Origin of the sequence: Pannonibacter carbonis, from assembly GCF_003012935.1 — a bacterium.
Taxonomy (GTDB): domain Bacteria; phylum Pseudomonadota; class Alphaproteobacteria; order Rhizobiales; family Stappiaceae; genus Pannonibacter; species Pannonibacter carbonis.
This window is the reverse complement of sequence record NZ_PUDR01000003.1, coordinates 287,789-300,357: the sequence shown is the minus strand read 5'-3', so window position 1 is coordinate 300,357 and position 12,569 is coordinate 287,789. Positions and strand designations below refer to the sequence as shown.

Below are 12,569 nucleotides of genomic sequence, written 5' to 3'. Positions count from 1 at the left end.
CAGCGTGGGTGGCGTCAGCAACGCAGGCGCTTCCTGAGTGGAGAGGGAACGGCATGGATGCCATTGACGAGCCATGGCATGACGAAAGCGGTGAGGAATGGTCGTGAGGATGGGCCGCTGGCTCTCCCGTCTGCTTCGTCATGCCATGACTTGATCATGGCATCCATGCCGTGGCGGTGCGGACCATGTGGCGCTGGGGACGTAAGCCACGCAGGCGCTTCCTGAGTGGAGAGGGCACGGCATGGATGCCATGGACGAGCCATGGCATGACGAAAGCGTTGAAGTGGCTGCGTGGAACCAGCGGCTGGTGTCGGCGACACTTTCTTCTTCTGCGACGCAGCATGTCGGATTCAGACCATCGGCTGACCGATCAGAAAGCCCCCTTGACGGCAGGGTTGGCGATGATGGCACCCTGCCTTGTCAGCTGCCGCACACGGTGCCGGAGAGCTGGCAGGATCCATTCACGGCATCAGACCAGGGGCAAAAGCGGCGGCCATGACGCGCTATTCCTTCCTCGAAGTGGCGAAAAACGCCTTCAGCGCCCACAAGAACTGGGGCCGGCAGTGGCGTTCGCCCGAGCCGAAGCCGGCCTATGATGTGATCATCATCGGCGCAGGCGGCCATGGCCTCGCCACCGCCTATTATCTGGCCAAGGTGCATGGCATCACCAATGTCGCCGTGCTCGACAAGGGCTGGCTTGGCGGCGGCAACACGGGCCGCAACACCACCATCGTGCGCTCCAACTATCTCTGGGAGGAGAGCGCCAGGCTCTACCAGCACGCGCTCGATCTGTGGGACGGGCTGTCGCAGGAGCTGAACTACAACGTCATGTATTCGCAGCGCGGCGTGATGATGCTGGCGCATACGGTGCATGACATCCAGGTGTTCAAGCGCCACATCCATGCCAACCGGCTGGCCGGCGTCACCAACGAGTGGCTGAGCGCCGAGGAAGCCAAGGAATTCTGCCCGCCGCTCAACATCGACAAGAACATCCGCTATCCGGTGATGGGCGCGGCGCTGCAGCGCGTCGGCGGCACGGCGCGGCATGACGCGGTCGCCTGGGGCTACGCGCGCGGCGCAAGTGCCATGGGCGTCGACATCATTCAAAACTGCGCCGTCACCGGCATCCGCCGGGCCCCGACGGGCGAGGTGACGGGCGTCGAGACGACACGCGGTTTCATCGGCGCCAAGAAGATCGGCTGCGTCGCCGCCGGCAACACCTCCGTCGTCATGGCGATGGCCGGGCTGAAGCTGCCGCTGGAATCCAATCCGCTGCAGGCGCTGGTGTCGGAGCCGGTGAAGCCGGCCTTCCCTTGCGTGGTCATGTCGAACACGATCCACGCCTACATCTCCCAGTCGGACAAGGGCGAGCTGGTGATCGGCGCGGGCACGGACCAGTTCGTGTCCTATTCCCAGGCCGGTGGCCTGCACATCACCACGCACACGCTCGACGCCATCTGCGAGCTGTTCCCGATGTTCCGCCGCATGCGCATGCTGCGCAACTGGGGCGGCATCGTTGACAACACGCCCGACCGTTCGCCGATCATCGGCCTGACGCCGGTGCCGGGCCTTTATCTCAACTGCGGCTGGGGCACGGGCGGCTTCAAGGCCACGCCGGGCTCGGGCCATGTCTTTGCCCACACCATTGCGACCGGAGCGCCGCATCCGGTCAATGCCCCCTTCTCGCTCGACCGGTTCCGCACCGGACGGCTGATCGACGAGGCGGCCGCGGCCGCCGTGGCTCACTAGAGCATGAGGCCGAAAAGTGCGTAGCGGTTTTCGGAAAACCTCATGCTCCAACCTGTTAGATGCGATCACGATGAATGTTGGTCGCCTCAACCAACATTCATCGTGATCTAGAGGCTTCGCCATGCTGCTGATTTCCTGTCCCTATTGCGGCGTCGAACGGCCCGAGACCGAGTTCCGCTACGGCGGCGAGGCGCATATCGCCCGCCCCGCCGATCCCTCGCAGCTCAATGACGAGGAATGGGCCCAGTTCCTCTACATGCGCACCAACACGCGCGGGCTTTATGCCGAACGCTGGCGCCATGCCCATGGCTGCGGCCGCTTCTTCAACGCCGTGCGCGACACGGTCAGCGACAAGTTCGTCTGCACCTACAAGGCTGGCGAACCCAAGCCCGACCTCGACGCCCTTGCCCGCGCCTCCCAGGAAAAGGACGCCCGCTGATGAGCGCCCATAGCCAGAATTCAACCCAGAGCACCCGCCTGGCCCATGGCGGCCGCATCGACCGGTCGCGGACGCTTCAGTTCAGCTTTGACGGCAAGGTGATGCAGGCGCATCCGGGCGACACGCTCGCCTCCGCGCTGATTGCCAACGGCGTGCATCTCGTCGGCCGCTCGTTCAAGTATCACCGCCCGCGCGGCATCCTGACGGCCGGATCGGAAGAGCCGAACGCGCTTGTCGGCGTCTACCGGCACGGCGACCAGACCCCGAACCTGCGCGCGACGCAGGTGGAGGTCTACGAAGGCCTGATGGCGATCAGCCAGAACCGCTATCCCTCGCTCGATTTCGACGTCGGGGCGATCAATGACGTGCTGTCGCCGCTGTTCCCGGCCGGTTTCTACTACAAGACCTTCATGTGGCCGAAGGCGTTCTGGGACAAGGTCTATGAGCCGGTGATCCGCGCTGCCGCCGGTCTCGGCAAGCCGCCAAAGCTGGCCGATCCGGATCACTATGCCAACCTCTATGCCCATTGCGACGTGCTGGTCATCGGCTCCGGTCCGGCGGGTCTGGCGGCTGCGCTCTCGGCCAGCGAGACGGGCGCGCGGGTGATCCTGTGCGACGAGCAGGCGGAAATGGGCGGCTCGCTGCTCAGCGAAACGGGCTCCACCATCGAGGGCCTGCCGGCCGCCGACTGGGTCGCCGCCACGCTGGCGACGCTCGCTCAGCGGGACAACGTGACGCTGCTGCCACGCACGACTGCATTTGGCTATTTCGTCCAGAACTTCATCGCGCTGGCCGAGCGCGTCACCGACCATCTGGCACAGCCGGATGCAAACCTGCCGCGCGAGCGCATGTGGCAGGTGCGGGCCAGGCAAGTGGTCATTGCCGCCGGAGCGCATGAGCGGCCGATGGTGTTCCCGGAGAACGACCGTCCCGGCATCCTGCTGGCCAGCGCCGGCCGCACCTATCTCAACCGCTATGGCGCCGCCGCCGGCCGCCGGGTGCTGGTGACGACCGCCTGCGACAGCGCCTGGGCTGCTGCCTTCGATCTGGCAGATGCCGGGGTCGAGGTGGTGGCGATTGCCGACATGCGCGCCACTCCGCCGGAGCCTCTGCGCGAGGCGGCCGCACGCCGGGGCATCCGGGTCGAGGCGGCCTGCGTCGTCACCGGCACCAGCGGGCGGCTCAGGGTGTCGAAGGCGATGCTCGGCCGGCTGCGCAATGACGGCAGCGTGGTCTCTGCGGGCGATGTGACCTGCGACGCCATCCTGATGTCCTCCGGCTGGACGCCTTCGGTCAGCCTCTATTCGCAGTCGCGCGGCAAGGTCGTGTGGAATGCCGAGCATGAGGCGTTCCTGCCCGGCGCCAGCGTGCAGCGGGAACGCTCTGCCGGCAGCTGCCGGGGGGTGAACGGTCTGGCGGCGGTGCTGGAGGACGGCTATGCCGCCGGTGAACAGGCGGCGGAGGCCGCAACCGGTGCCGCGCGCAAGGGTGGACGGCTCACGGCTACAGGCGGCGAAGCCTCGACGGGCGGGTATCTCGGCGCGCTGCCGCATGACCGCAACGCCGGCCGGGTGAAGGCCTTTGTCGACTACCAGAACGACGTGACCGCCAAGGACGTGCAGCTGGCAGTGCGCGAAGGCATGATGTCGATCGAGCATATCAAGCGCTACACGACCACCGGCATGGCGACCGACCAAGGCCGCCTGTCCAACATGAACGCACTGGCGATTGCCTCGGGCGCGCTGGGCGCGCCGCTGCCGCAGGTGGGTCTCACCACGTTCCGCCTGCCCTATTCGCCGACGACCTTCGGCACCTTTGCCGGCTCCTCGCGCGGCGATGCCTTCGACCCGGTGCGGCGCACGCCGTCACATGACTGGGTGGTGGCGAAGGGCGGCGTCTTCGAGGATGTCGGCCAGTGGAAGCGCACCTGGTACTTCCCACAAGGCTCCGAGGACATGCATGCGGCCGTGGCGCGCGAATGCCGCGTCACGCGGCAGTCGGTCGGCCAGTTCGACGCCTCGACGCTCGGCAAGATCGAGGTGGTGGGCAAGGACGCGGCCGAATTCCTCGAGCGCTTCTATACCAACCCGTGGAAAGGCCTGAAGCCCGGCCGCTGCCGCTATGCGGTGCTGCTCAACGAGGCCGGCTACATCATTGATGACGGCGTCGTCGGGCGGCTCGCCGATGACCGGTTCCACGTCACCACCACCACGGGCGGCGCGGCGCGGGTCTTTGCCATGATGGAGGATTTCCTCCAGACCGAATGGCCGGATCTCGACGTCTGGATTACCTCGACCACCGAGCAATATGCGGTGATTGCGGTGCAGGGCCCGAAGGCGCGCGAGGTGATTGCCCCCTTCGTCGAAGGCATCGACCTCTCCAACGCGGCCTTCCCGCACATGAGCGTCGCCTCGGGCCGCTTCGCCGGCCTGCCCTGCCGCCTGTTCCGGGTGAGCTTCACGGGCGAACTCGGCTTTGAAGTGAACGTGCCGGCGCGCCATGGCGCCAAGGTGTGGGAGCTGATCAACGCGGAAGTGGTGAAGCAGGGCGGCTGTGTCTACGGCACCGAGACCATGCATGTGCTGCGCGCCGAGAAGGGCTACATCATCATCGGCCAGGAGACCGACGGCACGGTGACGCCCGATGACGCCGGGCTCGACTGGGCCATCGGCAAGAAGAAGTTCGATTTCGTCGGCAAGCGCTCGCTGTCGCGTCCGGACCTCGTCGCCAAGGGCCGCAAGCAGGTCGTCGGCCTCCTGCCGGTCGACCCGAAGCAAATGCTGGAAGAAGGGGCGCAGATCACCGCCGAGGCCAATCCGGCCAAGGGCACCCCGGCGCTGGGCCATGTGACCTCGGCCTACTGGAGCGAGGCGCTCGGGCGGACCATTGCACTCGCCATCGTCAAGGACGGGCGCGCCCGCCACGGCGAAGTGCTGAACGTGCCGATGCCGGCCGGCGCGGTCCCGGTGAAGGTGGTTGACCCCGTGATGTATGACCCAGAAGGAACCCGTCTCAATGGCTGAGATCTACACCCCCGCAGCTAGCCTGGCGCCGGTGCTGCGCCAGGACGCGGTCAGCATCCAGAAGACCGCTCCCCTCGCCCGCCTGTCGTTCCGTGGCCGCGCCGAGGCGCAGGCCGCAGTCGCCGGCGCGCTGGGCTTTGCCCTGCCGCAGGCTCCGCTGTCGGCGGCCACTGGCGCAGGCAAGGTTGCCCTTTGGCTCGGGCCGGATGAGTGGCTGCTGCTGGCCCCCGAGGCCGAGCTGGAGGCCTTCGAGGCCGCCGTCAACGCCGCGGTCGCCGGGCTGGCGGCTTCCGTCACCGACATCTCGCACCGGCAGGATGCGGTGCTGGTGAGCGGTCCGCGCGCGGCCTGGCTGCTGAACGCCGGCGTGCCGATCGATCTGGCGCTGCCCGCCTTCCCCGTCGGCATGGTCACGCGCACGCTCTGCCACAAGGCCGAGGTGATCCTGTGGCGCAAGGCAGAGGACCAGTTCGTGCTGGAATGCTGGCGCAGCTTCCAGCCCTATGTGCTGGAGCATCTTCTGGACGCCGCCCGGGAACTGTCGACCGCCTGACGCCTCAGAAGATTGCGGCAAGAACGAAGTGCACCAGCCCGGCAATCACGGCTGCCGCCGGAACTGTTACCATCCAGGCTGCAAGAATTGTCATCACATGGGAGCGGCGCACCAGAAGGCGCCGCTTCTGCTCTTCACGGCTGCGGATCGGGCGCAGCCGCATGCCGGCCTTGCCGGAGGAAGCGTCGGCCCGATATCCGACGCGCTGTGTTTCCCACTCACGAAAGAACCCGACGCCAAACACGGCGCCAACCGCCACATGCGTTGTGCTGACAGGCAATCCGAGTGCCGACGCAAGGATCACCGTGAATCCTGTTGCCAGCGCAATGCAATAGGCACGCATCGGGTTGAGCTTGGTGATCTGCTGGCCGACGAGGCGGATCAGGCGTGGGCCGAAGAGGATCAGCCCTAGGGAAATCCCCACGGCTCCGATGGCCATCACCCAGAGCGGAATGCGCACCACTTCACTGATTGCGCCGGATCCAAGCGCATGGGCGATGGCGGCAACCGGACCGACCGCATTGGCAACATCATTGGCGCCATGGGCAAAGGACAGCAGCGCCGCCGCGCCGATCAGCGGCCAGGCAAACAACTGACGGACGGACTGGTTGCGATTTTCGAGCCCGACGGCCTGGCGCGCGATGACGGGCCGGACAAGCGCATGGGCAGCAACGCCGACAATCAGGCCGGCCAGCAAGGCATGCCCGAGTTCGAGCGCCACAACACGGGACAGCCCCTTGAAGGTCAGATAGGTGGCGAATGTGCCGGCCATCACGCCGATCAGCCGTGGCACCCAACGCCGGGCCGCATCGATCTTGTCGAACTGATAGACAACCTTGCTGCGGATGAAAGCGAGGATCGCAGCGGCAAGCACGGCGCTCAGCAACGGCGAGGCAAGCCAGCCCGCCATGATGAAGCTGACCACCGACCAGTTTACCGGCCCGAAGCCGAGCCCGGCAATTGCCCCGCCCAGGACACCGCCGACAATCGACTGGGTCGTCGAAATCGGCGCGCCAATCCAGGTGGCAAAGTTCAGCCAGAGGCCAGCGGCCAGCAGCGCCGAGAGCATCACCAGCGCGAAGTCATCCGGGGTTTCGGCGTCGAGAGGAGTGATGATACCGGCAGAAATGGTCTTGATCACGTCGCCGCCGGCAATCAGCGCACCCGCACTTTCACAGACCGCGGCCATGATGAGAGCCGCTGGCAGGCTCAACGCCCGCGCCCCGACGGCCGGGCCGACGTTGTTGGCAACATCGTTGGCGCCGATGTTGATCGCCATGTAGCCGCCGACTGCAGCGGCGGTAATGATGAGGATGCCACCTTGCAAGTTCGGCACATAGGCGATGGCGAAGACAGCGCAGAACACCAGAAACAGGAAGGCAAGGCCAGGCGCCACAAGCTTGCGGCCCGTGTAGCCGGCGGCGTCCTCGATATAGGTGAGCTTGTCGAGATCCTTGTCGAGGATCGACTTCTGGTCTGTCTTCACGTGGTGCCGCCTGTTGGCCTCCCGAACATGCCCGCCGATACGGAGCTTCTGCCGGACATGTACGGCCCCGATGCGCCGCTTCCGTTATTGATTATGTCTGCGACCAGATCGTGACGTCACGGCACATGCGGGTAAGAAGCCGGGCAACATCGGCTTCGTCGGCAAGGCTTGCGGCGTCTTCGACCGGCAGCCAGCGCAATTCGCGTTCGCCGCGTTCCGGATACTCCTCCGCCTGAGCTTCCGCCTTGAGCAGATAGACCAGAACGTCGGTGGGGACACGCAAGCCGCTGTCGAGACCCTTGGTGGAGCGGATCCTTGCATAAGGCAGGCGCCGAACGCGGCCGATCACACCGGCCTCCTCGAAAGCCTCGACTTCTGCCGTGCGCTCGGAGGCCCGGTCCAGCAACGGCCAGCCCTTGGGCAGGATCCAGCGGCCCGTGCCGCGCGAGGAAACCAGCAGGACTTCACGACGGCCATCACGCACCCGATAGCACAGGGCCGCGATCTGCAACCGGGCCGGACGCAGGAATATCGCGCGCAAAGCCAGCCAAAGGCGGTGCAGCGGCGAACGGGACGTCACAACCGGGTCCGGGTATGAAAGCGGGGCGTCCGTCATGGCACACGCTTCCGATAAAAAAGAGGAAAATGCTCGCGGCGAAACACCCGCTCATTTGAGCATCATTACACTTGAAAAACGTTCATATGAACCGCCTGTCAAGGTAGCTAGAGACAGAATACGGCTGAAATCCGGCTTTTGCGTTAAACAAGCGCCGAAACCTCAAATGAGTTGTGAATTGGCAACTGTGTCTGGCAACCAATGCACAATCTTTAGCTGGCTTATTAACGCCCTGTCTATTGGCGACAGATCTCGATCCCGGCCGCGCTCCAGGCACCGGGCCAGACCTCGGCGGCGCCAGCGCGCATGCGGCGAACCGCGTCAATCGGGGGATGAACCACCACATAGGGCTCTTCACCCTTCTCGCCACCCGTGGGCGTCAGGCTCACGGCCGTGCCGGTGTAACCGAGTTCGGCCTCGCAAGGGACATAGAGCGCGGCTCCCGAGAAGTTGGTGTCGTTCTGCGTCGTGCCCGTGGCAACGCCGGTACAGCCACAGAGGGCAACCGAGGTCAGAAGCTCCACCGCCCTTGCCTTGGCGCAATCATAGACGCGGTGATAGCCGGAGAGTTTGCCGGTCATGGAAGGGACGAGCAGCAGGTCGAGGTGCTCTTTCGCGAGCAGGCACGACAGCGCCGGCATTTCCACATCGAGGCAAATCAGCATGGCGATGCGCACGCCCTCGACTTCGAACACAGTCAGCTTCCGGCCCGGCGTCAGCACCCAGGGTTCGGGCGCTTTCTCGAACGGGGTCAGCGACAGCTTGTCGTGAACATGGCGGCAGCCATCGGGGGTGAAGAAGATCGCGCGGTTGGTGTGCCCTCCCCCTTCATGTGGCCACGGCATCGACCCGGCCAGAAGCGAAAGGCCGTGACGCGCAGCCAGAGCGGCAAGCTGCGGCTCGATGGCGACGGCAACCTCGGACAGAAAGGCCATTTCCGCCGTGGGCTCCAGGGCCTCCGGGCGAAAGGCAAGGCAGGCCTCGATGCAGTATTCCGGCAGCATCAGGAGACGCGCGCCATCGGCCTTTGCCCGCGCCATGCGCTGGTCAATCGCCGCGACATAGGCTTCGGGCAAAGCGGGAGCGAACCCGAGATTCAGGGAACACAGGGCAATCGGAAACTCGGCCATGACACACCTTGCAAGATCCGGACGGCGGACATGAACGTCCAGCTCCGCCTCAACAGGCGCGCAGTGTGGCCAAGATGGGACGAATGGGAAAGCGGAAAAGGGTCAGTTGCTGACAGAAAGACCGAGTTGCACCAGCATGGCAGCAAGGCCAAAGACGAGCCCGGCTTCGGCAATGAGCGGGATCATGGGGGATGGTGTTTCGGGGCGGTCAAGCATGGCATCTGCACGTACACGGTACAGGCCCGCAAGAGCGCGGTCCGTTGACCGGTCGAGTTCTGCGAAGATCGCCTTCACCTCGTCCTGAGCAGCCATGTTCTCCCCCCGCCGATTCCTTCAGCGACAAGATGAAGACTAGCGGCAGGATGTTGCGACATGGTTAACGGCGGTAAACCTTACAAGGGGCGGCCTGCTGTCCGGACCCCGGACTGTCCGTTCTCGTTCAGAGTCACCCCGGGCGCAGCGCAGCGGAGACCCGGGGCCTACTCGCTTCCAGAGCGGTGATGCGGCCGTTGCATTGCGTCAGTAGAGACATGCCGGCGTCTTGGCATTCTGCAGCTCCTCAAACCACTCTGCTGCTCTGCAAACGAGTAGACCCCGGCTCTCGCGTTGCTCGGCCGGGGTGACAACAGAGGGTTTGTCAGCAGTCGGCTTTACAAGGGGTTCTTCTGCGGGTCGGCGACATCGAGGATGCGCAGTTGCACTCGTTCCGCGCCCTGCCAGGTGTCGAGCGACAGGACGCCGGCGACGTGCATCGGCCGGCCGCGCGAGGCGAGCAGCGCTTCGCCGAAAGGCTTCTCGGCCGCCTTGAAGGCAATGCCCTTGAGGGTCTGGCCGTCCGCTCCGGCAAGGGTCGCCCGGACATGGCCGTTGCCGACCACATCGGCGAAGGAAATCCGGTGTGCGGGGAAGGCAAAGACCGGCTCGGGATGACCGGCGCCATAGGGCCCGGCGCGCTCCAGACCATTGACCAGATCCAGCGTCGCCCCGCCAGCTGTCAGGGCAGCGTCAATCTTCAATTCGCGATTCGAGGCAGCCACTTCGACGTCTTGCTTCAACATGTCGTTGAAGAAGGCGGACAGCTCGGCCTCGCGCTCGCGGCGCACCGTGAGGCCGGCTGCCATGGCGTGGCCGCCGCCCTTTTCCAGAAGCCCCTCCTCCACCGCCTTGCGCACCGCCCGACCGAGATCGACACCGGCGATGGAGCGGCCGGACCCGGTGCCCTTGCCAGTCTCGTCATAGGCAATGGCAAAGGCAGGGCGGCGATGGGCTTCCTTCAGGCGCGAGGCAATCAGCCCGACAATGCCGGGGTGCCAGCCATCGGAACCGGTGAGCAGCACGGCGGGGTCCTCGTTGGCGATCTTGATCACCGCCTGCGCGTCGCCCTCCTCGAGCATGATCGCTTCCATGGCCTGGCGCTCGGCATTGAGCGCGTTGAGCCGCTCGGCGATGGCGCGGGCTTCGGTGTCATCGAGGGTCGTCAGCAGCCGCGCGCCAAGCGCCGCATCGCCGATGCGTCCGCCGGCGTTGATGCGCGGCCCGATGAGGAAACCGAGGTGATAGGCGGCCGGCTTGCCGCCCACCCGGGCGACATCGCTCAGCGCCGACAGGCCGGGATTGCCCCGGCCATGCATGGCGATCAGTCCCTTGGTGACATAGGCCCGGTTGAGCCCCTTCAACGGCACCACATCGCAGACGGTGCCAAGTGCGACGAGATCGAGGAGTGCCAGCAGATCGGGAGCCTGCCGGGTCTGGAACGCGCCGCGGCGGCGCAGCTCGCGGTTAAGGCCGACGAGGAAGAGGAAGGTTACCCCGACGGCGGCCAGATGCCCCTGCCCCGACAGGTCATCCTGACGGTTGGGATTAACGAGGGCGGCAACGGCGGGCAGTTCGACGCCGCACTGGTGATGGTCAATGACCACCACATCAAGGCCGAGCCGCTGGGCGGTCTCGAAGGCCTCGAAGGAGGTGCTGCCGCAGTCGACGGTGACGAGCAGCCTTGCGCCGCCCTGGTACAGCGCCTCAATCGCCGGGCCATTGGGGCCATAGCCTTCGATGATGCGGTCGGGGATATGGATGGCCGGAGTGAGGCCGAGGGCGCGCAGGTAGCGCGCCAGCAAGGCCGATGAGGTGGCCCCGTCCACGTCATAGTCGCCGAAGATGGCGATGGAGACGCCAGCCTCGACCGCGTCGGCGATGCGGGCCACGGCGCGGTCCATGTCGACCAGCCCGGACGGATCCGGCATCAGCGCCTTAAGGGTCGGATCAAGAAAGCCTTCCGCGTCCTCAAGTCCGACGTCGCGCCCGGCCATGACACGGGCCAGCACATCTGGCAGCCCGAGCCGCTGCGCCATCGCCATGGAAATCAGGCTCTGCGCCCGGGTCTGGCGCTCGCGCCAGATTTGGCCGTTGGCGGAGCGGGTGACGCCAAGCACGAGCCGCCGACTGTCTTCGACCGACATGGCCGTGCTCACTCTCTTTCAATCATGACGGGCACGCCGGGGGCTGCCCGCCATCCGGACTGTCCAGTACGACGGGCGCCCATGTGGCCGCCCGTCCTCCGGATCTTCTCAGTCGAGGTGGAACTTCTCGAGCTGCGTGTGCTGGGCCTTGATGTAGCGCACCGTGCCGGTCGAGGAGCGCATCACCACGGTGTGGGTGGTGATGTGGTGACGGCCGAAGCGCACGCCCTGCAGGAAGTTGCCATCGGTCACGCCGGTGGCGGCAAACAGCACGTCGCCGCAGGCCATCTCTTCGAGTTGGTACTTGCGCTTGATGTCGGAGATGCCCATGCGGTGGGCGCGCTCGACCTGCTCGTCGCGGGTGATGACCAGACGGCCCTGCATCTGGCCGCCGATGCAGCGCAGCGCAGCGGCTGCCAGCACGCCTTCCGGCGCACCGCCGATGCCGGCATAGAGGTCGATGCCGGTTTCTTCCGGATCGGTGGTGTGGATGACGCCGGCCACGTCGCCATCGCCGATGAGGCGGATCGCAGCGCCGGTGGCGCGGATTTCCTCGATCAGGCGGGCATGGCGCGGACGGTCGAGCACGCAGGCGGTCACCTCATGCACCTTGACGCCCTTGGCCTTGGCGACCGCAGCGAGGTTCTCGGCGATCGGCAGGTCGAGATCGATGATACCGGCCGGGTAGCCCGGTCCGATGGCGATCTTTTCCATGTAGCTGTCGGGTGCGTTCAGGAGCCCGCCTTCCGGCGCCATGGCGATGACTGCCAGGGAGTTCGGCAGGTTCTTGGCGCAGATGGTGGTGCCTTCGAGCGGGTCGAGGGCGATGTCGACGCGCGGGCCCTGCTTGGTGCCGACGTTCTCGCCGATGTAGAGCATCGGGGCTTCGTCGCGCTCGCCTTCGCCGATCACCACCGTGCCGTCGATCGGCAGGTTGTTCAGCTCGCGGCGCATGGCGTCCACGGCAGCCTGGTCGGCCGCCATTTCATCGCCATGGCCACGCAGGCGTGCAGCCGAAACGGCAGCCCGTTCGGTGACACGAGCAAGTTCCAGCGTCAGGATACGATCCAGGGCGCTCTGGGCCGCTGCGGCTTCCTTTTTCGACATCGATGTC

Annotated in this window: 11 protein-coding genes; 5 read left to right on the top strand and 6 right to left on the bottom strand. The window is 65.8% G+C overall.

The window, feature by feature from the left end:
• The first annotated feature begins 241 nt into the window (after nucleotides 1-241).
• The 5 genes from C8348_RS21900 (at nucleotide 242) to C8348_RS05590 (ending at nucleotide 5,764) form a co-directional block, all read left to right on the top strand.
• A complete protein-coding gene (locus C8348_RS21900) occupies nucleotides 242-499 on the top strand; it encodes a hypothetical protein (RefSeq protein ID WP_157950387.1) in 258 nt (85 codons plus the stop codon).
• A complete protein-coding gene (locus C8348_RS05605; protein WP_106752288.1) occupies nucleotides 496-1,749 on the top strand; it encodes a sarcosine oxidase subunit beta family protein in 1,254 nt (417 codons plus the stop codon). The genes C8348_RS21900 and C8348_RS05605 overlap by 4 nt, the downstream gene beginning before the upstream one ends.
• 121 nt (nucleotides 1,750-1,870) lie before the next feature.
• Nucleotides 1,871-2,188, top strand: coding sequence for a sarcosine oxidase subunit delta (locus tag C8348_RS05600; RefSeq protein ID WP_106752287.1), 318 nt, complete (start codon nucleotides 1,871-1,873; stop codon nucleotides 2,186-2,188).
• Nucleotides 2,188-5,211 carry a sarcosine oxidase subunit alpha family protein gene (locus C8348_RS05595; protein ID WP_106752286.1) on the top strand — a complete coding sequence of 1,008 codons (3,024 nt, stop codon included), beginning with the start codon at nucleotides 2,188-2,190 and terminating at the stop codon, nucleotides 5,209-5,211. The genes C8348_RS05600 and C8348_RS05595 overlap by 1 nt, the downstream gene beginning before the upstream one ends.
• Nucleotides 5,204-5,764 (top strand): sarcosine oxidase subunit gamma, encoded by a 561-nt coding sequence (locus C8348_RS05590; RefSeq protein WP_106752285.1) that lies wholly within the window; start codon nucleotides 5,204-5,206, stop codon nucleotides 5,762-5,764. The genes C8348_RS05595 and C8348_RS05590 overlap by 8 nt, the downstream gene beginning before the upstream one ends.
• 4 nt (nucleotides 5,765-5,768) lie before the next feature.
• On the opposite strand, the gene C8348_RS05585 is transcribed toward C8348_RS05590, so the two are convergent.
• The 6 genes from C8348_RS05585 to glpX all read right to left on the bottom strand — a co-directional run bounded on the left by C8348_RS05585 (nucleotide 5,769) and on the right by glpX (nucleotide 12,562).
• Entirely contained in the window at nucleotides 5,769-7,250 is a 1,482-nt protein-coding gene (locus tag C8348_RS05585) for an inorganic phosphate transporter (protein ID WP_106752284.1), read from the bottom strand.
• A 91-nt stretch (nucleotides 7,251-7,341) separates the two neighbouring features.
• Nucleotides 7,342-7,830 (bottom strand): NUDIX hydrolase, encoded by a 489-nt coding sequence (locus C8348_RS05580; protein ID WP_244293941.1) that lies wholly within the window; start codon nucleotides 7,828-7,830, stop codon nucleotides 7,342-7,344.
• A gap of 272 nt (nucleotides 7,831-8,102) precedes the next feature.
• A complete protein-coding gene (locus C8348_RS05575) occupies nucleotides 8,103-8,996 on the bottom strand; it encodes a nitrilase-related carbon-nitrogen hydrolase (protein WP_106752282.1) in 894 nt (297 codons plus the stop codon).
• 102 nt (nucleotides 8,997-9,098) lie between these two features.
• Nucleotides 9,099-9,308 (bottom strand): hypothetical protein, encoded by a 210-nt coding sequence (locus tag C8348_RS05570; RefSeq protein ID WP_106752281.1) that lies wholly within the window; start codon nucleotides 9,306-9,308, stop codon nucleotides 9,099-9,101.
• Between the two features lie 338 nt (nucleotides 9,309-9,646).
• A complete protein-coding gene (recJ, locus tag C8348_RS05565; protein WP_106752280.1) occupies nucleotides 9,647-11,455 on the bottom strand; it encodes a single-stranded-DNA-specific exonuclease RecJ in 1,809 nt (602 codons plus the stop codon).
• Between the two features lie 108 nt (nucleotides 11,456-11,563).
• The gene (gene glpX / locus C8348_RS05560; protein WP_106752279.1) at nucleotides 11,564-12,562 is read right to left on the bottom strand and encodes a class II fructose-bisphosphatase; all 999 of its coding nucleotides are present in this window, start codon (nucleotides 12,560-12,562) and stop codon (nucleotides 11,564-11,566) included.
• Nucleotides 12,563-12,569 lie beyond the last annotated feature (7 nt).

Bases quoted from the DNA above. Each gene is read 5' to 3' on its own strand.
- C8348_RS21900 (WP_157950387.1), top strand. From the start codon at position 242: ATGGATGCCATGGACGAGCCATGGCATGACGAAAGCGTTGAAGTGGCT.
- C8348_RS05605 (WP_106752288.1), top strand. From the start codon at position 496: ATGACGCGCTATTCCTTCCTCGAAGTGGCGAAAAACGCCTTCAGCGCC.
- C8348_RS05600 (WP_106752287.1), top strand. From the start codon at position 1,871: ATGCTGCTGATTTCCTGTCCCTATTGCGGCGTCGAACGGCCCGAGACC.
- C8348_RS05595 (WP_106752286.1), top strand. From the start codon at position 2,188: ATGAGCGCCCATAGCCAGAATTCAACCCAGAGCACCCGCCTGGCCCAT.
- C8348_RS05590 (WP_106752285.1), top strand. From the start codon at position 5,204: ATGGCTGAGATCTACACCCCCGCAGCTAGCCTGGCGCCGGTGCTGCGC.
- C8348_RS05575 (WP_106752282.1), bottom strand. From the start codon at position 8,996: ATGGCCGAGTTTCCGATTGCCCTGTGTTCCCTGAATCTCGGGTTCGCT.
- C8348_RS05570 (WP_106752281.1), bottom strand. From the start codon at position 9,308: ATGGCTGCTCAGGACGAGGTGAAGGCGATCTTCGCAGAACTCGACCGG.
- recJ (WP_106752280.1), bottom strand. From the start codon at position 11,455: ATGTCGGTCGAAGACAGTCGGCGGCTCGTGCTTGGCGTCACCCGCTCC.
- glpX (WP_106752279.1), bottom strand. From the start codon at position 12,562: ATGTCGAAAAAGGAAGCCGCAGCGGCCCAGAGCGCCCTGGATCGTATC.